The sequence below is a fragment of the Exiguobacterium sp. KKT215 genome (assembly GCF_055635335.1).
Genome location: NZ_CM145756.1, coordinates 1,183,418 through 1,208,296, shown reverse-complemented (window position 1 = coordinate 1,208,296; position 24,879 = coordinate 1,183,418). Strand labels below are relative to the sequence as shown.

Sequence of the window (24,879 nt, the reverse complement as noted above, 5' to 3'; positions counted from 1 at the left end):
CACCTCATAACATTCCGAGTAGTCGTTCGATGATTCGCTTCGCTTGCTCTTCGTCCCGGGCGATCATCAAGATCGTGTCATCGCCACATACGGTCCCAATCAATTCGTCCCATGACAAATGGTCGATTAACACGCCGATCGCATCCGCGTTGCCAGGCAACACTTTCATGACGACCAAGTTTTGGGCCGAGTCGACCGAGACGAAACTGTCGCCAAGAATCCGTTTCATTTTCCCATACGGGTTAAAGCGCTGGTCGGCCGGCAGACTATACTTATAGCGGCCGTCGTTGAGCGGTACTTTCACGAGATGGAGCTCTTTGATGTCCCGCGACACGGTCGCCTGTGTCACTGGATATCCAGAGCGATGCAACTCGTCGACGAGCTCGTCTTGCGTCTCGATTTCACGATTTGTCACGATTTCTCGAATCTTAATCAAGCGCTGTCCTTTATTCATACTCGCTGACACCTCATTTTATGTTTCACATACTCAGTATCATTCTAAAGTATTGTCGAAAAAAGGTCTAGCATTCGCAGGATGATTTCCCCAGTCGGTCGCATTCGCGCAATCGAGTAGGAGGGAGTGATTAACTCCCGACCTCTCACACCACCGTACGTACCGTTCGGTATACGGCGGTTCAATTAAGATGTATGACGCAAAGTTTCATAACGTGATACCAGACTTTTGAGCCCTCGGGAACTCCAGTAGGAGTTCCCGAGGGCTTTGTGCAGTATCGGACTTTTTGAAATCCGCCAGTAACCCTTCCGTGAGTTGCCCCATTCATGGGCCTTCCCTTTCGGGATGCCCAGTCCGGTGAGCTTTCTCACTTTTGTGCTCGGCTTCTTCCAACTCTTCCACACGCACATGCGTAGCCTTCTTCGAATCCACGACTCGAGGGTCTTGAACACACTCGGTGTGTCTGCCAACGCAAAGTATCCGCACCATCCCATCAGGTATTGGTTCAGCTTTTGGATACGGACCTCCATCGAGTATGGTCTCTTTCGCGATGTGATGTCGCGGATTTTATCTTTCATCCGGTTCACACTGGCTTTGGCAATCCGTATTTTCGGTTCTCTGTGCTTCGTGAAGCTGAACCCAAGGAACTTTCGTCTCCATGGGCGGTCTACGGCGGACTTGTTGCCGTTCACTTTCAGCTTCAGCTTCCCTTCGATATAGGAGGTCACCGACCTCATGACCCGATTTCCCGCTTTTGGTGTTTTCACATAGATGTTGCAGTCATCGGCGTAGCGGACGAACTGATGTCCACGCTTCTCGAGTTCCTTGTCCAGTTCGTCTAGGACGATGTTCGAGAGCAGTGGGCTGAGTGGGCCTCCTTGCGGAGTGCCTTCCTCGTTGTCCGTCACGACTCCGTTTATCATGATTCCGGTTTTCAGATACTTGTGGATGAGCTTGAGCAGACACTTGTCCTCGATTCGCTTCGCCAGAAGCCCCATGAGCTTGTCATGGTTCACCCGGTCGAAGAATTTCTCCAGGTCGATATCGACCACCCAGCGATTTCCCTCTGCGATGTACCCTTTTGCTTTCTTGACCGCCCCGTGGGCACTCCGATTCGGTCGGAATCCATAGCTGTGGTCAGAGAACGTGGGGTCGTAGATAGACGACAACACCTGGGCGATCGCCTGTTGAATGAAGCGATCCATCACGGTAGGGATGCCGAGCAGTCGCACACCGCCGTCAGGTTTCGGGATTTCGACCCTGCGGACCGGTTGCGGCTGGTAGGTTCCCGACAGAAGCTCCACCTTCATGGTGTCCCAGTGTTCGATGACATGCGCTCGCAGGTTTTGTACGGGCATTCCGTCGACACCGTGGCTTCCTTTGTTCCGAACCACTCGGTTCAGGGCACGTATTAAATTTTCCCGTGACAGAATCTGTTCCATTAACATTCGTTATGCCTCTTTCCGTGAACAACGCTTCTTCTTTATCCAGTCCCTGCTCCACCCTCTTGATGTCCCCAGTGGAATTCACCACGTCCTCCATTCAAGCAAGCCCTGACGGGTTGTCTGTGTTCATCACAGCGACTGCCTGCCAAGATGTTGTTCTCTCTTAATTGTTCGGCCCTTCCCACTCGTCTCGAGACAAGGTGGTACTATGGCCTCTGCTGACTTCTGATTGTTCAGCCGCCCATCACTGTGCGGGTTACCAAGGGTACTTGGCGTTCCAATCAGAGCTCCCCGGGTAAGGACGCAATCTTTCCCTCCATCTATCTGCTCCATTTACTGCATGCGACCTTCGGCAGAAAGGGCTTTGCCTTGTTCAGCAGGCTCACCCAGTCGCACATAGCCTCGTATGAAGTTCGTGTACCTCAGACCGGAGGTTTGCCGCCCGCTTCCTTCAGATTCCACGTCGCCGTGGACACCCTTGCGCTTGGCTAACTATTACTTCTGCCTTCACAGTTCGGGACTTGCACCCTATAGATTACGCCCATGCCGGGCACACTGAAAAAGCTGCAGACGAAACGTCTGCAGCTCAAGCGTTCTTCTTCAATTGCGCGTGGGCGGCGTCGATGACCGCGTCCACGTCGATGGCTGGGTCGACACTGCCGACACCGGTGAAACGGGCGAACAATAAGAATTCGATATTCCCATCCCCTCCGGTAATCGGTGAAAAGTCGAGTCCCGCGACTTCGAATCCTTCCGAGGCGAAGTAACGGACCATGTCGTCGACGACCCGTTCATGGATGGCGCGGTCCCGGACGATGCCTTTTTTGCCGACATCGGCCTTCCCTGCCTCAAATTGCGGTTTGACGAGCGCCATGACGATGCCGTTAGGCTTCAAGATCGTCTTCAACGGCGGAATCATGAGCCGAAGTGAGATGAACGAGACATCGATCGTCGCGAAATCCGGCGTCACCGGGAACTGGTCAGCGGTCGCATGGCGGAAGTTCATCCGCTCCATGACGACGACACGGTCATCGCTCCGAAGTTTCCACGCCAACTGGTTATAGCCGACGTCGACGGCATACATTTGCGTGGCCCCGTTTTGGAGCGCACAATCGGTGAAACCGCCTGTCGATGAGCCGATATCGATGCCGATGTTACCAGCCACATCGAACGGGAAGACTTGGAGCGCTTTTTCAAGCTTCAGTCCGCCCCGTCCGACGTATGGCAACACTTGGCCTTTCACTTCGAGCGGAATGTCGTCGAACACTTTGTCGCCCGCCTTGTCGAGCCGTTCGGTCCCGCTATAGACGAGCCCGGCCATGACAGACCGCTTCGCCTTCTCTCTCGTCTCCGCTAAGCCGCGGTCGACGAGGAGCACATCTAATCTAGTTTTCTTTCGTTTTTCCATAGTTCCTCACACATTCTGTCGATTTGTCACTTGAACGAACTGCTGAACCGAGTCAGCGATTTGCGTCGGACGGAGCCCGATTTCTTCGAGTAGCTGATTGACGCCGCCGTGTTCGATATAGCGGTCCGGAATGCCGAGTCGGAGCACACGCGGGAACTGCCCCGCATCGCTCGCATGTTCGAGCACGCTGCTGCCGAAGCCACCGGCGAGCGCCGCTTCCTCTAACGTGACGAGCGGGATGCCTTCCGCATATAAAGCGGAGAGCATAACATCGTCGAGCGGTTTAATCGTCCGAGCGTTGATGACGCGGACGCTCACTTGTCCTACAAGCAGCGCGCGTACTTCGAGCGCGTCTTGCACTTGTGGACCGAACGTCAAGATGGCGACGTCCGTCCCGTCTGCAACCGTCTCCCAGACGTCGAGCGGCAATTCGCGGAGCGTCTCGCTCATCGGTGTGCCGATTCCTTCACCACGCGGGAAGCGGACGGCAATCGGACCATCGTCGTACTTGAGCGCCGAATAGACGAGATGTTGCAACTCTTCCTCGTCTTTCGCCATCAAGATGCGAATGTTCGGGACATGACGCATAAAGGCGATATCGAATACCCCTTGGTGCGTCTCCCCGTCCGCTCCGACGAGACCAGAACGATCGATTGTGAAGACGACGTTCAAGTTTTGACGGCAAATGTCGTGCACGAGCTGATCATAGGCGCGTTGGAAGAACGTCGAATAAATCGAGACGACCGGCTTCAAGCCTTGTGTCGCCTGTCCTCCGGCCAATGTGACCGCATGCTGTTCGGCGATGCCGACGTCAAACATCCGCTCCGGGAATTGCTTGTTGAAGCAATCGAGTTTCGAGCCGACGCTCATCGCGGGTGTGATGAGTGTCACGCGCTCGTCCGTCTCGGCGACTTTCGTAATCGTCTCAGCGACGACCTTCGAATAGCTCGGTCCTTTGACCTTGCCTTTGATGACTTCTCCCGACTCGATTTTATACGGTCCGAGGCCGTGCCACGTGCCGACACCATCGAGTTCGGCCGGGCGATAGCCCTTGCCTTTTTTCGTGATGACGTGGACGATGACCGGTCCATCGATTTTCTTGGCATATTCGAGCGTCTCAAGCAGGTCGCGTAAATCGTGACCGTCTGTCGGTCCGAAGTACGTGAATCCGAGCTCTTCGAAGAACGTCCCCGGGATGAGCGCTGATTTTAACATATCCTTCACACGTTCCCCGCTCCGTTCGAGCGAGTTGCCGACGATCGGGATATGTTTGATGAGCGTCTCGACTTCCTCGCGGGCGTGTTTCAGTTTACGAGACGAGCGCATCCGGCCGAGCATGTTGTGCAAGGCACCGACGTTCGGGGCGATTGACATCTCATTGTCGTTCAAGATGACGATGACGTTTTGTTTCTCGGCACCGATATGGTTGAGTGCTTCGAGCGCCATTCCCCCTGTGAGCGCCCCGTCCCCAATGATGGCGATGGCCCGGTCGTTCGCGCGCCCTTTTAATTCGTTCGCGATGGCGATTCCCATCGCGGCCGATAAGGACGTCGAGCTGTGCCCCGTCTCCCAGACGTCATGATCACTCTCACAACGCTTCGGGAATCCGCATAAGCCGTTGTATTGACGGAGCGTGTCGAACTGACTCGTTCGTCCTGTCAAGATTTTGTGGACGTAGGCTTGATGCCCCACATCCCATACGAGTTGGTCTTTCGGACTGTCAAATACACGGTGCAAGGCAAGCGTCAATTCGACAACCCCTAGGTTTGGTCCCAAGTGCCCTCCCGTTTCAGCCAATTTTTCAATCAAAAACCGTCTGATGTCCGCGCCGAGTGCTTCTAACTCGGGTACCGACATCTTTTTTAAGAATGACGGGTCTTGAATGGATGTCAAGTCCATGATGACCATCCTTTCTCCTGTCTTATTACTGATTCGTACCTTACATTTTACAAGAATGTGTCCATAGATGCTATACATTCACAAAAACAAAGGTGACACGATGTGCTCATCGTGTCACCGAGATTAATGATTGCGCTGCACGACGAAGTCGAGAAGCTCTCGTAAACGGGGGGCCTCGACCGATAGTTCGGCCAATGCGGCCTCACTTTCCGTGACTTCCCGTTCGAGCGCTTGCTTCGCCCCATCGAGCCCGAGCAGTTTCGGATACGTCGCTTTATCGTTGCCTTCGTCCGAACCGACCCGCTTCCCGATGAGCGCCTCGTCTCCTTCGACGTCTAAAATATCGTCTTGGATTTGGAAGGCGACACCGAGATGTTTCCCGAAGCGAACGAGCGCCTGTCGGTCCGCCAATGGGGCGTCCGCCAAAATCGCGCCTGCTTCGAGGGCATATACGAGCAGTGCCCCCGTCTTTCGCTCATGAATCGATTGCAAGGTCGACAGCGACACGCCGGCGCGTTTTTCGGCGAGCATGTCATCGAGCTGACCACCGACCATGCCGGCGCTACCGGCCGCTTCACTGAAGCGGGCGATGAGCGCGACGCTCTTCACTGGTTCGAGCTCCGCATGGGCCAGAATCCGAAACGCGTCCGTCAATAGGGCGTCGCCTGCGAGAATCGCGGTCGCCTCATCGAACTGACGGTGATTCGTCGGACGCCCACGCCTTACGTCGTCATCATCCATCGCCGGAAGGTCGTCGTGGATGAGGGAGTACGTGTGGACCATCTCGAGAGCGACGGCCGCTTCATGACCGAGCGCCCGCGGACGTCCGTATGTATCGAGGACGGCATAAAGGAGAGCCGGACGAATCCGTTTCCCCCCTGCCTCGAGTGAGTACGTCATCGATTGGAACAAACGGTCCGGCATCGACGACGCGTCAATGAGACGGCGTGTCGCCGTCTCGACTTCCTGTTTCCACTCTTGAAGATAGGCTTGCGCGCTCATACGGTGCCACCCTTTTCACGGAGCGTCCCGTCGAGTTCGAGAATCTCGTCCATCTTCTGTTCCGCGGCCGTCAGTTTGGCCTGACAGAGTGCCGACAAGCGGACACCTTCCTCATAGAGGGTCATCGCTTCTTCAAGGGCGACTTCTCCTGTCTCGAGTTGCGTCACGATTTCCTCGAGGCGGGCGAGTGCCGCTTCAAACGTCTGTTCTGCTTGTTGTTTCGCCATCATGTCTCTCCTTCACTTCCGCAACGGCTTGGCCATCCCGAAACCGGATTGTCACCAGGCCGTCATGTAGTTGTTTGACATCTTTCACGTACGTCCCATCCTGCTCAATCAACGTATATCCTCGAGCGAGCACGGCGAGAGGACTGACCGCGTTCAAGCGACCGACTTGGGCTGCAAAGCGGTCCGTCGGTCGTTCGAGTGGGCGGATGCGCTTGAGGCGACCGTCGAATTGTCGGTGTGTCTCCTCGTTGCGACGAAGCGTCTGCGCCAGCTTTCGGACATCGAGCTGTTGTCGGGACTGGGCAAGGCGATGTTTGGCATGTGTCACTTGTTTCGTGACACCTTGTTCGAGCCGAATCTCGGCTTGTTCGAACCGCTCCCGCTTTTGTGTGAGCGTGAAGCGGGGCGACTTTAAGCCGTAACTGTTCGTCGCCCGACCGAGCCGTTCCCGAATCGAGGACATCTGATTCGTGACGGACCGGGTCAACTGGGCCGTCAACCGTTCGACGTCTTTTCGTTGCGCCTCGATCGTCGCTGTCGCGAGCTCTGCCGCCGCCGTTGGTGTCGCGGCCCGCACGTCGGCGACAAAGTCAGCCAACGTGAAATCGGTCTCGTGCCCGACGGCCGAGATGACAGGAATCCTAGATTCGTGAATCGCTTCGACGACGACGTCCTCGTTGAACGCCCATAACTCTTCAATCGACCCGCCACCTCGGCCGACGATTAACACGTCGCAATCGGTGCGTTCGTTCATCCACCGAATCGCGCTCGCCACTTGCGGGGCGGATTGATCGCCTTGGACGGCGACGGGCGCGAACGTGATGGCCACGTGCGGCGCACGTCGTCTGAGTGTCGTGGCGATATCGTGGAGGGCCGCGCCTTTCGGCGAAGTGATAATCCCGATTCGCTCCGGGAAGGCCGGCAGCGGACGTTTCCGTTCCGCTGCGAACCATCCCTTCGCCTCGAGTTCACGTTTTCGTGCCTCATACCGTTCGAACAACATCCCGATGCCGTCCTGTCGCATCAGTTCGACATACAGTTGGATGTCGCCTGTCGACTCGTACATCGTCACGCGGGCGACGACGATCACATTCATCCCGTCTTTCGGTTCGAAGTTGAGCGTCCGGGCGTCACGAGAGAACATGACCGCCTTCATCCGCGACGATTCGTCTTTGAGGGTGAAATAACAGTGCCCGGAGGCGTACCGTTTGAAGTTCGAAATCTCGCCGATGACGGCAAGTTGTTGCAGAATCGGGTCATCGTCGAGCTGTCGCTTCACGTAGCGGACGACTTCGGAAACTTGAATCGGATTAGCCACGAGAGGCGACCTCGACCGTGTTGTGCATGAGCATCGTAATCGTCATCGGGCCGACACCACCCGGAACAGGGGTGATGGCGCTCGCGACATCACGGACACCTGCAAAGTCGACATCCCCGACGAGACGACTGTCGACGCGGTTGACACCGACATCGATGACGATCGCCCCAGGTTTGACCATGTCAGCTGTGACGAGACCGGCCCGACCGACGGCGACAATCAAAATATCGGCCTGCCGTGTCATCGCCCCGAGATCATTCGTCTTCGAATGGCAGTAGGTCACGGTCGCGGATTCGTTCAAGAACAGCATCCCGACCGGTTTCCCGACGATTTGGCTGCGACCGACGACGACGACGTGCTTGCCGACCAAGTCGGTCTGCGTCTTGACGAGGTGCAGAATCCCGTGCGGTGTACATGGCAATAGCGTCTCGAGACCGAGCATCATCTTCCCGACGTTCGTCGGATGGAACCCATCCACGTCTTTGTCCGGTGAGATGCGCATAATGACGCGATTCTCATCGATATGCTTCGGCAACGGCAACTGCACGAGAATACCGTGCAACTCGTCGTCCGCGTTCATCGAATCAATCAGTTCGAGCACTTCACGTTCTGAAATCGTGTCATCGAAGCGAATCACTTGCGAATCGATGCCGATGTCAGCCGCTGCCCGTTCTTTCCCCCGGACGTAGCTGTGGCTCGCCGGATCATCCCCGATTAAAATGACTTTCAGTTTCGGTACGATGCCGCGTGCGCGCAGCGCACTGACCCGTTCCTTTAACGTCTCCCGATATGATGCTGCGATTTGTTTCCCGTCGATCACTACTGCCATCTCTCTCATCCCCCGTTGTCTTAGGTTTCTCTGTAGTTGGTGTGGTGTCTTCTCTATTTGTTTAACAGACCGTAATGCTTGTCTTCGCTTACGCTTTGATGATGTTACCGAGCACGCCGTTGACGAGCTTGGCCGCTTCTTCATCGGCGAATGATTTGGCGAGTTCGACCGCCTCGTTGATCGTCACTTTGTCCGGAATCGTCTCGACGTAGAGTAACTCGTACGTCGCCATGCGAAGAATCGTCCGCTCGACATTTCCAAGACGATCGAGTCTCCAGTTTTTCAAGTTTTCGATGAGCAATTCGTCAATCTCATCTTTCTTTTCTAACGTCTCAACGACGAGTTGTTCGTAGAATGGATCCGACTCCATGCCATCGAGGGCAAATTCGATGGCCTCGTCTACCTCAAGTTTTGATACTTCGATTTGAAAAAGCGTTTGAATCGCTTTTTCCCGTGCTTCATGACGTTTCATTCAGATACTCTCCTTTTGCATGCTTTCATTGTGATAGTTTAGCATAAAGCCTCCATAAATTCAGTACAAAAAACCAGGAAGCCCAAATAATGTTCGGGCTTCCTGGTCAAGGTCATTTCGTGAGCGTCATTTCTTTTTCGACAAATTTCGTGTCGAACGCCCCTGTTCGAAAACGTTCATGGGCCATGACTTGTTGATGGAACGGGATCGTCGTGTGGATGCCCGATACGGTGAACTCGTCGAGGGCGCGAAGCATCTTCGCGATCGCCTCTTCCCGAGTCGGGGCATGGACGATCAGCTTCGCCACCATCGAATCATAGAACGGCGGGATGACGGCACCGGCATAGAGACCGCTGTCGACCCGGACGCCCATGCCGCCAGGAACGATATACTGATCGATTTTCCCGGCCATCGGACGGAAATCTGCAAACGGATCTTCCGCATTGATGCGACATTCGATCGAGTGACCACTAAATTTGATGTCCGCCTGGCTGATGGCAAGCGGATGTCCAAGCGCGACTTCGAGTTGTGCTTGGACGAGGTCGAAGCCGGTGATCATTTCGGTGACCGGGTGTTCGACTTGGATTCGCGTGTTCATCTCCATGAAGTAAAACTCGTTCACTTCCGGTACGTAAATGAACTCGATTGTACCCGCACCCGAATACTGAATCGCTTTGGCCGCTTTCACGGCTGCGTCGCCCATCGCTTGACGGGTCGTCTCATCGATTGCCGGAGACGGCGCTTCTTCGACCAACTTCTGCATCCGGCGCTGAATCGTACAGTCCCGCTCCCCGAGGTGGATGACGTTGCCGTATTGATCGGCGAGCACTTGCACCTCGACGTGGCGGAACGACTCAATGTATTTCTCCAAATAGACGTCGCCGTTGCCGAACGCCTGCTTCGCTTCTTTACGTGTGTCGGTGAGCCCTTTCACGAGCTCAGACTCGTCGAAGGCGACACGGATTCCACGTCCTCCGCCTCCGGCCGTCGCCTTGATGATGACCGGATATCCAATCTCGCGGGCGAGTTCGATTGCTTCCTCGTCGGTGACGACACCACTCGACCCCGGGACGACCGGAACGCCCGATTCGATCATCGTTCGTTTCGCCTCGTCCTTGATGCCCATCTTCCGAATCGCATAGCTACTCGGTCCGACGAACTGGATGCCGCACGCCTCGCTCATTTCGGCGAACTCGGCGTTCTCGGCTAAGAATCCATAACCTGGATGAATCATCGTCGCATCGACCGCGCAAGCGACCGACAAGATGTTAGGGATATTCAAATATGAGTCTTTCGACGGGTTCGGTCCGATGCAGTATGCCTCATCGGCAAGACGGACGTGCAGCGCCTCACGGTCCGCTTCCGAGAAGACGGCGACCGTCGGGATATTCAACTCTTTCGCGGCCCGGATGATGCGGACCGCAATCTCTCCACGGTTAGCAATGAGTAGTTTCATACATACCTCACTTCACGCTGAAGAGCGCTTGGCCGTATTCGACTAAATCGCCATCTGCGACGAGGATCTCGACGATCTCCCCGCTGATTTCCGTCTCGACATCATTGAACAATTTCATCGCTTCTAAAATACAGACGACCTGTCCGGCTTCGACGCGGTCGCCGACTTGAACGTAAGCGTCTTTGTCCGGTGCCGGACGCGAATAGAACGTCCCGACCATCGGTGACGTGATCGTGCGCAAGTTGCTCGGCGCAGGTGTTGGTGCCGCCTCTTGTTCTGTCTCGACGACTGGCACAGGTGCTGCGACCGGGGCCGCGTGCACGATCGGTGTATGAGTAGCGGCGAATTGCGGGGCCGCTTCTTTTTTCAATGAAAGTTTAAACTCCGGCGTCTCGAGTTCCATCTCGTGAACGGACGTCTGATCGAGTAATGTGATCAGCTCTTTAATGTGTTCGATTTGCATGAAATAACCCCCTGTTTATACCTGGTACTAATCTCTACTCTACTATAACTGGTCAGACCAGTGAATGCAACGACAAAAAAAGGGCCCATTCCGAAGAATGGACACCCTTGGTTTACCCGTTATAGCGGCCCGTGAACTCGCCTGTGCGCGTGTCGACCGTTACTTTTTCGCCTGGCTCGATGAAGAGCGGCACTTGAATGATGTGGCCCGTTTCGACCGTCGCGTTTTTCTTCACGTTCGATGCCGTGTCGCCTTTGACGCCTGGATCGGCTTCGACAATCGTTAAGACGACCGTCGTCGGAAGCTCGATTCCGAGAATCTCACCGTCGTAGTCAGCGATACTTACTTCCATGTTCTCGAGCATGTACGGGAGCGCCGCTTTCACTTGCTCGCCCGTCAATTCGAGCTGTTCATACGACTCTGTGTCCATGAACACGTACGTATCGCCCATCGGATAGAGGTACTGCATGCGTTTCCGTTCGATGTGCGCACGTTCGATGCGCTCGCCACCACGGAACGTCGTCTCTTGAATCGCGCCTGTGCGTAAGTTACGCATTTTCGTGCGGACGAAGGCCGCGCCTTTACCTGGCTTGACGTGTTGGAATTCGATGACTTGCCAAATCGAACCGTCAGACGTCTTGACCGTTAAGCCTGTTTTTAAATCGTTTACTGATACCATGTTGATTTCCTCCTAAAATGAGCTGAGACTCAAGCCTCAATCGTAATTAACTCTTTTGGCGACTGCGTGAGACGGATGTTGCCCGTCTCCGTGACGACCACATCATCCTCGATGCGGCAACCGCCGATCCCGGCGATATAGATACCCGGTTCAATCGTGACGACCATCCCCGGCTCGAGCACCGTCTCCGAACGGAATGACAAGCCTGGTGCCTCATGCACTTCCATGCCGAGACCGTGGCCTGTCGAATGTCCGAAGTACTCACCGTAGCCCGCGTCTTTAATCACGTCACGCGTCAATGCGTCCGCCTCGATTCCCGTGATGCCAGCTTTCGTGCCCTCGACACCTGCGAGTTGAGCCCGGAGCACCGTATCGTAAATCGTGCGCAACTCGTCCGAGATGTCCCCGATAGCGAGCGTACGTGTGATATCCGAGCAGTATCCTTGATAGTAGGCACCGAAATCGAGCGTCACGAGTTCTCCCGCCTCGATGACCTTGTCGCTGGCCACACCGTGCGGCAATGCCGAACGATGCCCTGACGCAACGATCATATCGAACGAAGATGAGTCCGCACCTTGGGCCCGCATGAACATTTCCAGTTCATTCGCGACTTCTTTTTCAGTCCGCCCTGGACGGATGAACGTCTGGATGTGCGCAAACGCCGCGTCCGCAATCGCCGCGGCTTCCTTCATTATCTTAATCTCTGACTCATCCTTAATCAAGCGTAGCTTTTCGACGATACCTGACGTCTCGACGAGCTCGGCTGCGACTTCTTTTTCATACGTCCGGAACTGGCCGACCGTCATGTCATCTTGTTCGATGCCGAGGCGCTTCACCGCTTGCTCTGTCACGACTTCCGCCACCGACTTGATGAGCGACGTCTTATGCTCGATGATGTCGAAGCCTTTTACTTGGCTAGCGGCTTGTTCCGTGTAGCGGAAATCCGTGATGAAGCTCGCCGACTGCGCCGTGATTACGAGGACACCGCTCGACCCGGTGAAACCAGATAAGTAGCGGATGTTTTCCCGTTTCGTCACGAGCAATCCGTCGATGCCGTTCGCTTCTAGCTGACCTTGCAGTTTGTTGACCCGTTCAATCATGTCGATTCCTCCAATGTACGAGCAATGCCTGCAACGCGAGCGTATAGCTCGTCAGGCCGAAACCGCTGATGACACCGAGACAAACGGCGGCAAGTTTCGACTCATGACGAAACGACTCCCGTGCATGCACGTTCGAGATATGTACTTCGACGACCGGGGCTTTGATGGCGGCGATGGCATCACGGAGCGCAATCGACGTATGCGTGTACGCCCCCGCATTAAAGATGACCCCCGCATAATCGTACGCTTCATGGAGCGCGTCGATCAGTTCGCCTTCATGGTTGGATTGGACGAACGTCAACTGAACATCCTCCGGGGCGGCGAGCAATAGCTCCGCCGTCAATCCCTTCAACGAGACGTCCCCGTATACGTCCGGTTCCCGCTTCCCGAGCAGATTCAAATTCGGTCCATTTAAGACGAGTATATGCACAAGTCTTCCCCCCTGTTCGTCAAGTCGCCTCTATTGTAACAAATTTAACGGTTCGTGCGACAATCGACGTTCGTGAGGTTTCGTTTTTTACGTGAATCACGGTATAATTCAACTATATAACTGTAGGAATCGAGGAAATGACATGAAAACTAAACCAATGATTCCCGTCGGTGGCCAGGCGCTCGTGGAAGGCGTCATGTTTCAAGGACGCGCCGAAAGCGCTTCGGCGATTCGACGGAAAGACGGGTCTATCGAGACGTTCCAGCAGCCCCGCATTCTCGTCCCGTGGGTCCAATCGTTAAAAAAAATCCCATTCCTGCGTGGTGTGGTCGCGCTATACGAATCACTCAAAAATGGTTCGGCCCATATGACGTTCGCAAGCGATCGTTATGACGTCGACCCGAGTGAGGACGAGGCAACGAAACCAGAAGAGAAAAAACAGAACATCTTGATGGTCGTCATGATCGCCATCGTCGGCGTCATCTCATACGTGTTCGGGAAGCTGATTTTCAACGTCACCCCGGCCCTTCTCGCCGCCATGTTCCAAAGCGTGCCCGCATTGTCCGGTCATGTGATTCAAAACCTCCTCGAAGGGGGAATAAAATTAGTATTGTTGCTCAGTTACCTTTATTTGATTTCCTTGACGCCACTCATCCGGCGCGTGTTCCAATATCACGGGGCCGAGCACAAGGTGATCAACTGTTATGAGTCCGGACGACCGATTACCGTCGATAACGTTCGGGCAAGCTCACGCCTCCACTATCGCTGTGGATCGAGTTTCATCCTATTCACCGTTTTCGTCGGCATCGGCGTTTACATGATCGTCCCGATCGACCCCCTCTGGGTCCGACTCGTCAGCCGCATCGCTTTGTTGCCAGTGGTCATCGGCATCTCGTTCGAGGTGCTCCAATTCACAAACCGCTTCCGTGAACATCGCTTCTTGTCCGTTCTCGGCAAGCCTGGGTTGTCTTTACAATTGTTGACGACGCGCGAACCGAATGACGAACAAATCCGTGTCGCCATCGAGGCGTTCGAGACATGGGAACGTTCAGAACTAGGTCAACCGGCCGTGCAAAGAGAGGGATAAAGAGGAGGAAAGCACCATGATCAGACAAAGAATCGGCTCGACCGCAGCCACGATCGTGTTCATCTTAGGCTTCATCGGTGTCGGACATATGCTCGCGACCGACCCTGGTCGATTGTTCAGACAGTTGCTCTTCATCGGGATTTTCGGGTTGATTTTCTATGTGATTTATCGAGTGTTCATGGCGCCGAAAATCTCGGCTGAGGATATGCGTTACCGGAAGACCGCTCAAGCCTCGAAAAAACGGATGCAACGCCCAGGTGCGAATCCGAAAGTCAAGCCGTCCACTGCGGCCAAGAAGAAAGTGAAGCCCAGTTCGAACGTGACGAAACTGTCGAAGCGTCCGACCCGCTCGGCCCATCGCAGTGACGCCCCTCACTTGACCGTCATCGAAGGCAAGAAAGGCAAGAAGAAAAAGAAAGCCAATATGTGAAAACGAACCAGGCCATATCCGGCCTGGTTCGTTTTTCATTCTGTCTCGACGAAGCCGATGTACGGCAGATTGCGGTACTGTTCGGCATAATCGATGCCATACCCGATGACGAATTCATCTGGAATCTCGAAACCGACATAGTCCGCATCCAACGTGACGAGCCGGCGGGCCGGTTTATCGAGAAGTGTACAAATCTTCAATTCTCCCGGTTGATGTAACGTCATGTGCTGGCATAAAAATTTGAGCGTCTGTCCCGTATCGATGATGTCCTCGATGATGACGACGTACTTTCCTTCGACATCGAGATCTAAATCTTTACGGAGTTGGACGTTCCCACTCGAGACCGATTTCTTCCCGTATGACGACGTCGCGACCGTGTCGAGTTGGACACTGCCCGTCATCTCGCGCATCAAGTCGGCTGCGAAGACGAGCGACCCTTTCAAGACGGCCACGAGGACGATCGGTGTCCCTGCCGCATCGCGTTCGATTTGTTGGGCGAGTTCCGCCACACGTTGTTTAATCTGCGCTTCGTCAAACAGTTTCCCTTTGATTTGAATATCCATAATGTCGGCGATTGTTCGCCGTCACCCCCTTATCTTTCTTACCAGCACCCATTCTATCATAAAAACGGCTTAAAAATAGACTTTACTTAAAAAATATGAAGTCATCGTTCGGGTTTAGGTTAGATTTATGTAAAAACGACCGCTTCCGATTCGATTCATCGGTCGCGGTCGTTTACATTCACTCGTCTTCAGAGCGGTTCACGTCTTGAAACGCACGAAACTGTGCCATCAGTTCCGGTTTGTCTTCGAAAAATTCGACGAATTGGGTCATACAGTCGAGCGTATTTGAGCTTAAGTGGTGTTCAATACCTTCGACATCCTCATAGACGTGAGCTTCGTCGACGCCAATCAAGCGTAGGAATGACTCGAGCATCGCATGCCGTTCGACAAGCCGTTTCCCGATTTTTTGGCCTTTGTTCGTCAGCATGAGACCTCTATATTTCTCATAAATCAAATAATCTTCCCGGTCGAGCTTTTGCACCATTTTCGTGACAGAGGAGGGATGCACCCCTAAATGTTCGGCGATATCGGATACGCGAGCGTATCCTTTCTCCACCATCAGCAAATAAATTCGTTCTAAGTAATCTTCCATACTCGGTGTCGGCATGGGCATAGCCTCCCCTTATGTTCCGTTCTGCAATCTCTATTTTAACGCAACCATTTAGAAACCGAAAGCAGAACGGGGAAATCCATCAGTCAATCATTGTCTCATGACCTTAAATTCTTTATAATGGATGTTGGTGAAACTTAATAGAGAAAGGGAGAACATCAATGGGAATCGAAACTATCCTCGTCATCATCCTATGGGCTGCGCTCATCGCATACATCGTCTGGCGTTTCTTGCCGGCTCGCGGTTTGAAGAAAATGAAGCAAGAAGAGTTCCGTGCATCGCTCCGTAAAGGTCAATTGATCGACGTCCGTGAACCGAACGAGTACAAGGGAGGCCACATCGTCGGCGCCCGTAACATTCCGGTCGGACAAATGAAACTGCGCATGAAAGAACTTCGCAAAGATCAACCGATCCTCATGTATTGCCAAGGCAAGTCACGTACGAACCAAGCGGCCAAGCTGCTCATGAAAAATGGTTATACGGACATCTACATGCTCGACGGCGGCTTCAAAAACTGGAAAGGGAAAGTCAAAAAAGACTGACCCGCTCACTACGTCCACTCCTTCTAGCGGAGATGGACGTTTTTTTGCGCCAAAAAACCCGCTCGCTTATAGCGAACGGGTTCGGTTTCAATTGATGGACGACGGTTGGCGTCGTTCGTATTTGAGCACCGGCTTGCGAGCAGCGAGCGTCTCGTCGAGTCGTTTGACGACCGTGGTATGCGGGGCCGTCTGAACGATTTCCGGATTCTCTTCTGCCTCTTTGACGATTTGGAGCATCGCGTCGCAGAATGCGTCGAGCGTCTCTTTCGATTCCGTCTCCGTTGGTTCGACCATGATGCACTCCTCGACGTTGAGCGGGAAGTAAATCGTCGGCGGATGGTAGCCGAAATCGAGCAATCGTTTGGCGATATCGAGCGTACGCACGCCGAGCGCTTTTTGACGTTTTCCAGACAAGACGAACTCATGCTTGCAGAACGTATCGTACGGCACATCGAACGCATCTTTCAAGCGGGCGAACATATAGTTGGCGTTCAATACCGCTTCGCGTGAGACACGCGTCAACCCTTCCGCACCCATCGTTTTGATGTAGCTGTAGGCGCGGACGTTAATCCCGAAGTTGCCATAGAACGGTTTGATGCGGCCAATCGATTGCGGACGATCATAATCGAGCGTGAAGCCCGTTTCGGCACGGCGCGCAATCGGCGTCGGCAAGTACGGAATCAAATCGCGCTTCACTCCGACCGGTCCAGATCCTGGACCGCCACCACCGTGCGGGCCCGTGAACGTCTTATGCAAGTTCAAGTGGACGACGTCGAAGCCCATATCCCCAGGACGGGCGATCCCTAAAATCGCATTCGAGTTGGCTCCGTCGTAATAAAGTTTGCCGCCGGCCTCGTGGACGACTTTGGCAATCTCCAAAATGTCGGCCTCGAACAAACCGAGTGTATTCGGGTTCGTCAGCATGAGCGCTGCCGTATCGGCCCCGACTTTTGACTTCAAGTCTTCCAAATCGACGAGCCCACGCTCATCTGATTTGACGGTCACCGTCTCGAAACCGGCGACGACGGCCGAGGCCGGGTTCGTTCCGTGTGCCGAATCCGGCACGAGTACTTTTGTCCGTTCCATATCACCGTTGTGATGGTGGAACGCCTTGATGAGCATGAGACCGGTCCATTCTCCATGGGCCCCGGCTGCCGGTTGAAGCGTCACTTCGTCCATGCCGGTGATTTCGGCAAGTTGTTCTTGCAGGTCGACCATGAGCTCGAGCGCCCCTTGAATTGACTCGACCGGCTGCAACGGGTGGATATGGGCGAAGCCAGGGAGGCGGGCCATATCTTCATTCACTTTCGGGTTATATTTCATCGTGCACGAGCCGAGCGGATAGAAGCCGGAATCGACACCGTGGTTGCGTGTCGACAGCGACGTATAATGGCGGACGACATCAAGTTCCGATACTTCCGGAAGCTCGGCCGCTTCTTGACGGATCATCGAAGCCGGTAAGAGCGTGTCCAAATCGACTTCCGGCACGGTCGGTGTCGGCAAGTTATAGCCCGTTCGTCCTGCACGTGACACTTCGAAAATTAATGTTTGTTCGTGTTGCATCACTTCATCCCCCCAACCACTTCAACAAATTGATCGATTTCTTCTTTCGTCCGAAGCTCCGTCGCGCAGAGCAACATTTGCGTCTGCCGTTCTGTCTCATACGAGCCGAGTGGCAAGCCGCCGATGATGCCGGCCTCGAGCAGATGACGCGACACATCTTCCGCATCGACTCCGAAGTCGACGACGAACTCATTGAACATCGGCCCTTCATCGATTACCGTGTATCCGGCAGTCTTGAGTGCTTCTTTCATGTAATGGGCCGTTTGAATGTTACGGACGGCCATGTCACGAATCCCGTACTTCCCGAGGGCAGACATCGTGATTGATGCCGCGAGCGCATTGAGCGCCTGGTTCGAGCAGATGTTTGACGTCGCTTTGTCACGACGGATGTGTTGTTCACGGGCCTGAAGCGTCAAGACGAAACCGCGCTTCCCATCCTCATCGACCGTTTGACCGACGAGGCGGCCTGGAAGTTTGCGCATGAGTGCTTGTTTGACGGCGAAGTATCCACATGAAGGACCGCCGAAGCTTTGCGGGATTCCGAACGGTTGGGCGTCACCGACTGTGATGTCGGCACCGAGCGCACCCGGTGATTCCAGAATACCGAGCGCGAGCGGATTGCTCGACACGACGAACAAGGCGCCGGCGTCGTGCGCTGCTTTCGCGAGGGCTGACAAGTCCTCGACACGACCGAAGAAGTTCGGATATTGGACGACGAGACACGAGGCGTCCGTCAAATCGATGTCAGATATATCGGTCACTCCCGCACTCACGTCCGTATATTCGACCGTGAGCCCTGGCCCACCGGCGTATGTTCGGATGACATCCTTCGCTTCCGGATGGACCGCTCCTGATACGACGACACGTTTTTTCTTCGTATGGGCACTCGCCAGATACGTTGCTTCAGCGAGGGCAGTGATTCCGTCATACATTGACGAGTTGGCCACGTCCATCCCCGTCAATTCGCAAATCATCGTTTGGAACTCGAACATCGCTTGGAGTTCACCTTGCGAGATTTCAGGTTGATATGGCGTATAAGCAGTATAGAACTCGGAACGGAGAAGCATATGGTTCATGACGCTCGGAGAGAGGTGATCGTACATCCCGGCCCCGAGGAAACTCGGAGTCGATTTCGTGTGCATGTTTTTCTCAGCCAACTTCGTCATATGACGAACGAGGTCAACTTCCGGAAGCGGCGCACCGATGGCCGCTAAAGAAGCCGTCTCCCGGAGCGATGCTGGAATATCCTCGAGTAGGTTTTCAATCGACTCTACGCCAATCGTCTGCAACATGTCACGCTCATCTTGCTCTGTCATCGGTAAATAACGAAACTCCATTCTATTCATGCTGAATCCCCCTGTTTCATTTACGTTTATAAAACGGTGTCGGTACACGTTCGGCTTCTATTTTTTTACCCCGAACTTCAACGATAAAGTGTGTCGCCTCCGCGAAACGGCGATCGACGCGCGCCCAGGCAATTGATTCGTTCACCGTCGGCGGCATCGTACCAGTCGTGACAACACCAATCGTCTCTCCGTCAACTTCGACCGTCGCGCCTTGACGCGCGATACCACGCCCGAGCAGACGCAAGCCGATCAATCGGCGCGGGATGTCTTCTTTTTGCTTCACGAGGGCGTCCTTACCGATGAACTCAGTATCGAGTTTGACGGCAAAGTTCAAGTTCGCCTCGAACGGAGTGACCGTCTCATCGAGCTCGTGCCCATAGAGCGGGAGGCACGCTTCAAATCGGAGCGTGTCACGCGAGCCGAGCCCGCATGGCGTGACGCCTTCAGCTTCTAACGCTGACCAAATTGCGGCTACGTCTTCGGCGCGGGCATACAATTCAAACCCGTCCTCCCCCGTATAGCCACTGCGTGAAACGATGGTCGACACGCCGGCCACGTCGCCGGTCATGAACCGGAAAAACTTGATGTCGGCCAGCGGCAAATCCGTCAAACGGCCGAGCACTTGTTCAGCCATCGGTCCTTGGATGGCGATTTGACCATAGGCGTTCGACTCATCCGTCACTGTGACGTCCCCTGTGACATATTCACGGACGTGCGCCACATCTTTTTCGATATTCGAGGCGTTGACGACGAGCCAAAATGCATCTTCATCAAGTCGATAGACGAGCAGGTCGTCGACGACACCGCCATTCGGTAAACAGAACAGATTATACTGCGCCTGACCGATCTGTAATTTTGACACATCGTTCGTGACAAGACGTTGCACGTTCTCGAGCGCATCCGGTCCTTCGATGCGAATCTCCCCCATGTGTGACACATCGAACATCCCGACGTTGTTGCGAACCGCTTGATGCTCTTCTTTAATCGATGAGAACATGATCGGCATCTCAAACCCCGCAAAATCCACCATCTTCGCCTTTACGGAAATCAAATCATATAAAGGCGTACGTTTTAACGATACTTTCTCCATATTATCCCCCAATCCCGAACGTAAATAATGTATTTCGTGAAATATTTCGTTTTCTATTCCACTTTATCAATTTTTTGCGGCTCTGCCTAGCCAAAATGGGCAAAAATAAAGAGGATGGAAAACGAAAACGTTTTCATCCTCATTATTTCATATTTTAGTCTCAGTGGAAACGTCTGGGCGTTCGATTCCAGCGGTCCGTTTAATTTCTTTCGTCAAGCCGACGGTCGCTTGTTTCAGCTCCATCGTCTCGTCCTTCACTTTCACCGAATAGGCTTTCATCTGTTTCACCGATGCATTGACCGTATCCACGTGTTGTTTAATCTCATTGACGAGCCCTTGGATGACGTCGGCACGGATTTGGAACCGTTCCGTCAAGCGCTTCACGCGACGAAGGTCTGCCTTCATTTTATTACGGTACAATAAGAAGCCATACAAGCCGAGCCCGACAAGTGCGAGTACGATAATCCCAAGATTAATCCAAATCATCCTTCTACCTCCTTCAACTGATTCAATGTATGCGCGATGGCCTCTGTGCAGAGCGAAGCGTCAAGCACGTGATTTGCGCGCGCATAGAGCGGTCGACGACGTTCGTACAATGCATGAACGGCCGCTTTTCCGTTACGAACGAGTGGACGGTCCGAGTCTTTAATCCGTTCCCAACAAGCTTCAAACGGCAAGTCGAGCGTGATGATGACACCTTGCTCTCGCATCCATTCCATATTCGCTTCCCGTTCAACAATCCCTCCGCCCGTCACGATATAGTCAGCGCGCGCATTTTGTAACAGTCGACTCTCTTGGAGCCGAAACGCTGCTTCGCCGTAACGATCGAAATATGCCGGGATGTCCATACCGGTATGTGTTTCAAACAACTCGTCCAAATCGATGACGTGATTCGATTTTGCAAGATATTGTTTTAAGCTTGATTTACCTGTACCCATAAATCCAATGATGTAAAACGGTTTAGTCATCGAAATAAATCACCTCTTTATGTCGTTCACCGGTCTGAAGGCGTACGTCGACCTCAATCGTCCCAGTGCCGAGCGGACGGCACTGGATCGTGCCGGTCGGTCTCGTCAACGCGACCGCGGTCGACCCGCACATCCGCTCCGCCACCATCACGTGAGCCTCGAAGCGAATCGCCAAGGCATCGAGCGCCAATTGTTCAGTGCTTCGTTCGATATCAGTATACCAAAACATCGCCCCGCCGAGTAACCACGTCAATACGATTAACGTCGACATCACAAAGTATCCGCGCGCATGCACATCACGTTCTTCTCGCGCGGCCCGGTCGCATCGTTCCATTGAATTCGAAAACCTTCTCCTACCGGTTCGACCCGGTACGCCTCGATTCCTCTTAAAAATAGCAAATTCCCTCCCCCGTCTCCGACCATGACCAAGTTCCGGTCGATTTGTTTGAGCGTCCACGTCCATGTCGTCCCGTCCGGGCGCACATGCGTACCGACGAGACGGCCCGACACGACGTTACAATCGCGGCTCTCGAACAGTTTCCGCACCATCAGTTGCGGCGTCGTCTGAACTTTCGCCCGAGGTTGTTCATAAAATGCTTGTCCGAGGACGAGGAAGTGGACCATCAGCCCGATGAAGAGCGGGATGATCAACATCGTGAGACTCACTTCGAGCAAGGTGAAGCCCGAATCAAAGCGTCGGTAGGCAAAGGTCGCCGTCACAGATTGTTTGGCGCCCGCTCGGGTTCGCGGCATCGCGCAACACCTCCCCTTGGAGCCGTTCATACGTACGGACGGTCGTCTCGAGGCGCTCGACCCGTTCCGTCGCCGCCTCGATGAATGGGGCAACGACACCGACCCAAGCCAGTAAGAGCGCCAGACTGAGGCAAATCTCCCAAAATGTGACTCCTTGCTCATTTCCCTTCAACGCGCAACACCTCCGGCTCGTACGTCCCCATCCTGAATTTCAACGTCACCATCGTCGTTCCTGAATAGAACTTCCACTGTCCCGCATACGTCGCTGCCGTGCGTGAAAAGACGATTTCACTATTGGTCGGCAAACTCAGATTGACCCCTTCCGGCACCACGCGGGACACGATCGGTGTCGTCCCGCAAGCGATTTGGTAGCGTCGTTCTTTGAGATACCAACGTAAACGCGGCACACACGAGCCGTCGGCGGCGACGTAGGGCGCTTGTCCCACTTCGGCGATATCACTCACGAGCGCCTCCGTGAAGTCGAATAATGCCAAGCGGTCCATCGACCGGACGACCGGGGTCGCCATGAGGAGCAGGAGTGCCAAAATGACGAGGACGGCCGCCGTCTCGATTAACGTATAGCCGTCTTCCCTCACTGTTTCGTCAACGTACCGGTCGTCGGCGCATACGTGTACACGAGCGACTGACAACTGTATTCGAGCGGACTCTCAGTCGTGGCACGGTCGATCGCCACTAACGTCTCAGGGTACGCTTTATGTTCCGCGTAATACAAATTGATTTCAGACTCGACGATGCGCACACTGCCCTCACAACTGACACTGTCCGCTCGTGACTTCCCGTCTGACATCGACGGGACGAGAAGCAAGAGCAACACCGAGATAATTAGTAAGACGGCGGCCATTTCGACGAGCGTGAATCCTTGTTCTGATTTGAAGCGTGTCATAATCAGATTCCTCCTTGTCATAGTTGAGACATGATTAGTTTGACCGGCAAATAAATCGTATAAAAGATCATCGTGACCATCACCGTTAAAAATCCGTATAACATCGGTTCGGCCTTGGCGATCAGCTGCTTCCAATACAGCTCCATCTCTTCGAACACGAGATCCCGATGAATCATCATGATTGATCCGAGCTCCCCGCTCACCGTCCCGACGCCGAACAGACTGACGACTTCATGTTCGAGCAAACGCTCTTGCCGCGCCGCCGCCTCGAGTTCGCACCCAGCCGACATACGCTCATGCATCCGTCTCGCGATGCTCGCCACTTCACCGTCGCCTCGTGACAGCCGCTCGATGATGTGACGGACCGAACCCTGTCCTTCACTCAACAAGGCTAACTCACTGACGAACAAGTACGTCACGTACAGCCGTCTGCCTCTCTCGACGACACGTAGCGGCACGAGTCGGCCGCGTCGGCCGTTCCAATAGAGGCCGGCCCCAGTCACGAGCAATCCGACGAACAGACCTGGGAAAAACCAACGCGACAGAAGAATCGCGTTCAGCCCATCGAGCGTATCGACCTCTACCATCGTCAACAGCTTTGGGAAGATATACAGGGCGTAAATCGCACCGAGCCCGAGCAGCATCGTCAAAATCACGAGCGGGTACCGTGCCAACTGGCTGAGTTCTTGCCGTAGATTGCGGCGCATCGTCGATAAGACGAGCACTTGCTCAAGCCCTTCCAAAAAATGATGACCCCGTTCGGCCGTGACGAGCATCTCTCGCATCCTCGGGTCGGTGACGAGTCCCTCGAACACGTTGGCGAGCGGACGTCCTTGCTCAAGTTGATTCCGCATCTCACGGATGACTAGTTTCATTTTTCCACGTTCATGCAGTTCGAGCGTCTCGAACGTCTTCTTCAACCCGACTCCACGTGACTGGAGTCTGAGGAAGCGGCGAATGATGGCCAACTCCTTGCTCAATTGGTCTCGGACCACGTACAGCTCACCTCGTCTTCCCGGTGCAGGATGCACCAATGCCGTGTGACTTCCATCTTCCCCGTGAGCTGTTCGAGTCGCCGTTCGCCATCGGTCACACTCGCCGTATGGAACGTCGCAATCGTCATATGACCGCTGAGTGCCGCATCATGCGCCACCCTCAACTCCTCACTCGTCCTGATCTCTCCGATGACAATCACATCCGGATCGGCCCGGAGCGTCTCTTTCAGCAACGTGCGATGGTCGAGTCCCGCTTTCGGATTGACTTCGAGTTGAATCACGCCCGGCACTTGCTTCTCCGGAGGGTTCTCAATCGTGACGATGCGTCGACCGGCCAAACTTTGTAAGAACGCATATAGGACGGTCGTCTTCCCCGCCCCGGTCGCGCCCCCGATTAAGAGCAGACCTTGCCGAAACGTCGACCATTCGTTGAACCGATGGACGTCCTTGTCATCTAACAACTCCGCTAAGTGGAACGAGGCGTTCGGAAGCCGCCACGACATGAGCGTACGGTCGAACGATGGTAGGAAAGTGACCCGGATTGCCTCAACTGACCCGGCGTACATACCGGACTGGGGCACGCGATGATCTGTTTCCGTCAACGAGCACCAATACTTCATATGTAAGGTCAATCGTTCATAGTCTGTATGTGTCATCATCTCCAATCGTTGCAAGTGTGCCCCATGCCGTACTTGAATCATCACCTCGTCCCCTAACGGCATGAAATGGACATCACTTGCCTGCAACGTACGTGCCGCATCAATCACTCGCTCAATTATTCGCATCATCTCCGCCACCTCAACATGAGCATAAAAAAAAGCCCACTCGTTGGAAAGTGGACTTGCG

General features: G+C 54.2%; 31 protein-coding genes. 3 read left to right on the top strand and 28 right to left on the bottom strand.

From position 1 onward, the window contains the following. Window positions 1-4: 4 nt before the first annotated feature. The 14 genes from ahrC to aroQ all read right to left on the bottom strand — a co-directional run bounded on the left by ahrC (window position 5) and on the right by aroQ (window position 13,182). Complete coding sequence (gene ahrC / locus ACZ2GZ_RS06280) at window positions 5-454, bottom strand: transcriptional regulator AhrC/ArgR (RefSeq protein ID WP_131471252.1); 450 nt, start codon at window positions 452-454, stop codon at window positions 5-7. Window positions 455-639: 185 nt separating this feature from the next. Next, window positions 640-1,902 (bottom strand): group II intron reverse transcriptase/maturase, encoded by a 1,263-nt coding sequence (gene ltrA, locus ACZ2GZ_RS06275; RefSeq protein ID WP_214798647.1) that lies wholly within the window; start codon window positions 1,900-1,902, stop codon window positions 640-642. A gap of 583 nt (window positions 1,903-2,485) precedes the next feature. Then, window positions 2,486-3,307 (bottom strand): TlyA family RNA methyltransferase, encoded by an 822-nt coding sequence (locus ACZ2GZ_RS06270; RefSeq protein ID WP_029595275.1) that lies wholly within the window; start codon window positions 3,305-3,307, stop codon window positions 2,486-2,488. A 6-nt stretch (window positions 3,308-3,313) separates the two neighbouring features. Next, entirely contained in the window at window positions 3,314-5,206 is a 1,893-nt protein-coding gene (gene dxs / locus ACZ2GZ_RS06265; protein ID WP_214714653.1) for a 1-deoxy-D-xylulose-5-phosphate synthase, read from the bottom strand. Between the two features lie 123 nt (window positions 5,207-5,329). After that, a complete protein-coding gene (locus tag ACZ2GZ_RS06260) occupies window positions 5,330-6,208 on the bottom strand; it encodes a polyprenyl synthetase family protein (protein ID WP_214714651.1) in 879 nt (292 codons plus the stop codon). Beyond that, on the bottom strand, window positions 6,205-6,435 hold the full coding sequence (gene xseB / locus ACZ2GZ_RS06255) for an exodeoxyribonuclease VII small subunit (protein WP_029595272.1): 231 nt from the start codon (window positions 6,433-6,435) through the stop codon (window positions 6,205-6,207). Before xseB ends, ACZ2GZ_RS06260 begins: the two co-directional genes overlap by 4 nt. Further along, window positions 6,404-7,753 (bottom strand): exodeoxyribonuclease VII large subunit, encoded by a 1,350-nt coding sequence (gene xseA / locus ACZ2GZ_RS06250; RefSeq protein WP_058763891.1) that lies wholly within the window; start codon window positions 7,751-7,753, stop codon window positions 6,404-6,406. The genes xseB and xseA overlap by 32 nt, the downstream gene beginning before the upstream one ends. Continuing rightward, window positions 7,746-8,582, bottom strand: a complete 837-nt coding sequence (gene folD / locus ACZ2GZ_RS06245; protein WP_021067702.1) for a bifunctional methylenetetrahydrofolate dehydrogenase/methenyltetrahydrofolate cyclohydrolase FolD — start codon at window positions 8,580-8,582, stop codon at window positions 7,746-7,748. Before folD ends, xseA begins: the two co-directional genes overlap by 8 nt. A gap of 88 nt (window positions 8,583-8,670) precedes the next feature. Continuing rightward, window positions 8,671-9,054: a transcription antitermination factor NusB gene (gene nusB / locus ACZ2GZ_RS06240; RefSeq protein ID WP_021067703.1), complete on the bottom strand. Its 384-nt coding sequence runs from the start codon at window positions 9,052-9,054 to the stop codon at window positions 8,671-8,673. 112 nt (window positions 9,055-9,166) lie between these two features. Further along, window positions 9,167-10,510 (bottom strand): acetyl-CoA carboxylase biotin carboxylase subunit, encoded by a 1,344-nt coding sequence (gene accC, locus ACZ2GZ_RS06235; RefSeq protein ID WP_021067704.1) that lies wholly within the window; start codon window positions 10,508-10,510, stop codon window positions 9,167-9,169. A gap of 7 nt (window positions 10,511-10,517) precedes the next feature. Then, a complete protein-coding gene (gene accB / locus ACZ2GZ_RS06230) occupies window positions 10,518-10,973 on the bottom strand; it encodes an acetyl-CoA carboxylase biotin carboxyl carrier protein (protein ID WP_214714649.1) in 456 nt (151 codons plus the stop codon). A gap of 112 nt (window positions 10,974-11,085) precedes the next feature. Continuing rightward, window positions 11,086-11,652 carry an elongation factor P gene (efp, locus tag ACZ2GZ_RS06225; protein ID WP_021067706.1) on the bottom strand — a complete coding sequence of 189 codons (567 nt, stop codon included), beginning with the start codon at window positions 11,650-11,652 and terminating at the stop codon, window positions 11,086-11,088. 29 nt (window positions 11,653-11,681) lie between these two features. Beyond that, a complete protein-coding gene (locus tag ACZ2GZ_RS06220) occupies window positions 11,682-12,749 on the bottom strand; it encodes a M24 family metallopeptidase (protein ID WP_031200299.1) in 1,068 nt (355 codons plus the stop codon). Then, complete coding sequence (gene aroQ, locus ACZ2GZ_RS06215; protein WP_021067708.1) at window positions 12,745-13,182, bottom strand: type II 3-dehydroquinate dehydratase; 438 nt, start codon at window positions 13,180-13,182, stop codon at window positions 12,745-12,747. Before aroQ ends, ACZ2GZ_RS06220 begins: the two co-directional genes overlap by 5 nt. Window positions 13,183-13,324: 142 nt before the next feature. Between aroQ and ACZ2GZ_RS06210 the strand changes: the two genes are divergently transcribed. Next, on the top strand, window positions 13,325-14,269 hold the full coding sequence (locus ACZ2GZ_RS06210; RefSeq protein WP_029595268.1) for a DUF1385 domain-containing protein: 945 nt from the start codon (window positions 13,325-13,327) through the stop codon (window positions 14,267-14,269). Window positions 14,270-14,285: 16 nt separating this feature from the next. Continuing rightward, window positions 14,286-14,699: an SA1362 family protein gene (locus ACZ2GZ_RS06205; RefSeq protein ID WP_021067710.1), complete on the top strand. Its 414-nt coding sequence runs from the start codon at window positions 14,286-14,288 to the stop codon at window positions 14,697-14,699. A 35-nt stretch (window positions 14,700-14,734) separates the two neighbouring features. Here the strand turns inward: ACZ2GZ_RS06205 and hpt are convergent, their stop codons facing one another. Continuing rightward, window positions 14,735-15,262, bottom strand: coding sequence for a hypoxanthine phosphoribosyltransferase (gene hpt / locus ACZ2GZ_RS06200; protein WP_029595267.1), 528 nt, complete (start codon window positions 15,260-15,262; stop codon window positions 14,735-14,737). A gap of 178 nt (window positions 15,263-15,440) precedes the next feature. Next, a complete protein-coding gene (gene mntR, locus ACZ2GZ_RS06195; protein WP_029595266.1) occupies window positions 15,441-15,869 on the bottom strand; it encodes a transcriptional regulator MntR in 429 nt (142 codons plus the stop codon). Window positions 15,870-16,039: 170 nt separating this feature from the next. Between mntR and ACZ2GZ_RS06190 the strand changes: the two genes are divergently transcribed. Further along, on the top strand, window positions 16,040-16,414 hold the full coding sequence (locus tag ACZ2GZ_RS06190; protein ID WP_081637957.1) for a rhodanese-like domain-containing protein: 375 nt from the start codon (window positions 16,040-16,042) through the stop codon (window positions 16,412-16,414). Between the two features lie 87 nt (window positions 16,415-16,501). Here the strand turns inward: ACZ2GZ_RS06190 and gcvPB are convergent, their stop codons facing one another. The 12 genes from gcvPB to ACZ2GZ_RS06130 form a co-directional block, all read right to left on the bottom strand. Next, on the bottom strand, window positions 16,502-17,977 hold the full coding sequence (gene gcvPB / locus ACZ2GZ_RS06185) for an aminomethyl-transferring glycine dehydrogenase subunit GcvPB (RefSeq protein ID WP_021067714.1): 1,476 nt from the start codon (window positions 17,975-17,977) through the stop codon (window positions 16,502-16,504). Next, window positions 17,977-19,314: an aminomethyl-transferring glycine dehydrogenase subunit GcvPA gene (gene gcvPA / locus ACZ2GZ_RS06180; protein ID WP_131471328.1), complete on the bottom strand. Its 1,338-nt coding sequence runs from the start codon at window positions 19,312-19,314 to the stop codon at window positions 17,977-17,979. Before gcvPA ends, gcvPB begins: the two co-directional genes overlap by 1 nt. A 25-nt stretch (window positions 19,315-19,339) precedes the next feature. Then, window positions 19,340-20,413 carry a glycine cleavage system aminomethyltransferase GcvT gene (gene gcvT, locus ACZ2GZ_RS06175; RefSeq protein WP_058763896.1) on the bottom strand — a complete coding sequence of 358 codons (1,074 nt, stop codon included), beginning with the start codon at window positions 20,411-20,413 and terminating at the stop codon, window positions 19,340-19,342. A 147-nt stretch (window positions 20,414-20,560) separates the two neighbouring features. After that, a complete protein-coding gene (locus ACZ2GZ_RS06170) occupies window positions 20,561-20,899 on the bottom strand; it encodes a hypothetical protein (protein ID WP_021067717.1) in 339 nt (112 codons plus the stop codon). Next, window positions 20,896-21,381 carry a shikimate kinase gene (locus tag ACZ2GZ_RS06165; RefSeq protein WP_236355692.1) on the bottom strand — a complete coding sequence of 162 codons (486 nt, stop codon included), beginning with the start codon at window positions 21,379-21,381 and terminating at the stop codon, window positions 20,896-20,898. The genes ACZ2GZ_RS06170 and ACZ2GZ_RS06165 overlap by 4 nt, the downstream gene beginning before the upstream one ends. Beyond that, complete coding sequence (locus ACZ2GZ_RS06160) at window positions 21,374-21,652, bottom strand: hypothetical protein (RefSeq protein ID WP_214714647.1); 279 nt, start codon at window positions 21,650-21,652, stop codon at window positions 21,374-21,376. The genes ACZ2GZ_RS06165 and ACZ2GZ_RS06160 overlap by 8 nt, the downstream gene beginning before the upstream one ends. Continuing rightward, on the bottom strand, window positions 21,652-22,134 hold the full coding sequence (locus tag ACZ2GZ_RS06155; protein ID WP_470295583.1) for a prepilin-type N-terminal cleavage/methylation domain-containing protein: 483 nt from the start codon (window positions 22,132-22,134) through the stop codon (window positions 21,652-21,654). Before ACZ2GZ_RS06155 ends, ACZ2GZ_RS06160 begins: the two co-directional genes overlap by 1 nt. Continuing rightward, window positions 22,070-22,306 carry a hypothetical protein gene (locus tag ACZ2GZ_RS06150; RefSeq protein ID WP_021067721.1) on the bottom strand — a complete coding sequence of 79 codons (237 nt, stop codon included), beginning with the start codon at window positions 22,304-22,306 and terminating at the stop codon, window positions 22,070-22,072. The genes ACZ2GZ_RS06155 and ACZ2GZ_RS06150 overlap by 65 nt, the downstream gene beginning before the upstream one ends. After that, a complete protein-coding gene (locus ACZ2GZ_RS06145; protein WP_214714644.1) occupies window positions 22,293-22,730 on the bottom strand; it encodes a prepilin-type N-terminal cleavage/methylation domain-containing protein in 438 nt (145 codons plus the stop codon). Before ACZ2GZ_RS06145 ends, ACZ2GZ_RS06150 begins: the two co-directional genes overlap by 14 nt. After that, window positions 22,727-23,038 carry a prepilin-type N-terminal cleavage/methylation domain-containing protein gene (locus tag ACZ2GZ_RS06140; protein WP_021067723.1) on the bottom strand — a complete coding sequence of 104 codons (312 nt, stop codon included), beginning with the start codon at window positions 23,036-23,038 and terminating at the stop codon, window positions 22,727-22,729. Before ACZ2GZ_RS06140 ends, ACZ2GZ_RS06145 begins: the two co-directional genes overlap by 4 nt. 17 nt (window positions 23,039-23,055) lie before the next feature. After that, the gene (locus ACZ2GZ_RS06135; RefSeq protein WP_058763902.1) at window positions 23,056-24,033 is read right to left on the bottom strand and encodes a type II secretion system F family protein; all 978 of its coding nucleotides are present in this window, start codon (window positions 24,031-24,033) and stop codon (window positions 23,056-23,058) included. Next, window positions 24,015-24,818: an ATPase, T2SS/T4P/T4SS family gene (locus ACZ2GZ_RS06130; protein ID WP_470295582.1), complete on the bottom strand. Its 804-nt coding sequence runs from the start codon at window positions 24,816-24,818 to the stop codon at window positions 24,015-24,017. Before ACZ2GZ_RS06130 ends, ACZ2GZ_RS06135 begins: the two co-directional genes overlap by 19 nt. Window positions 24,819-24,879: the final 61 nt, after the last annotated feature.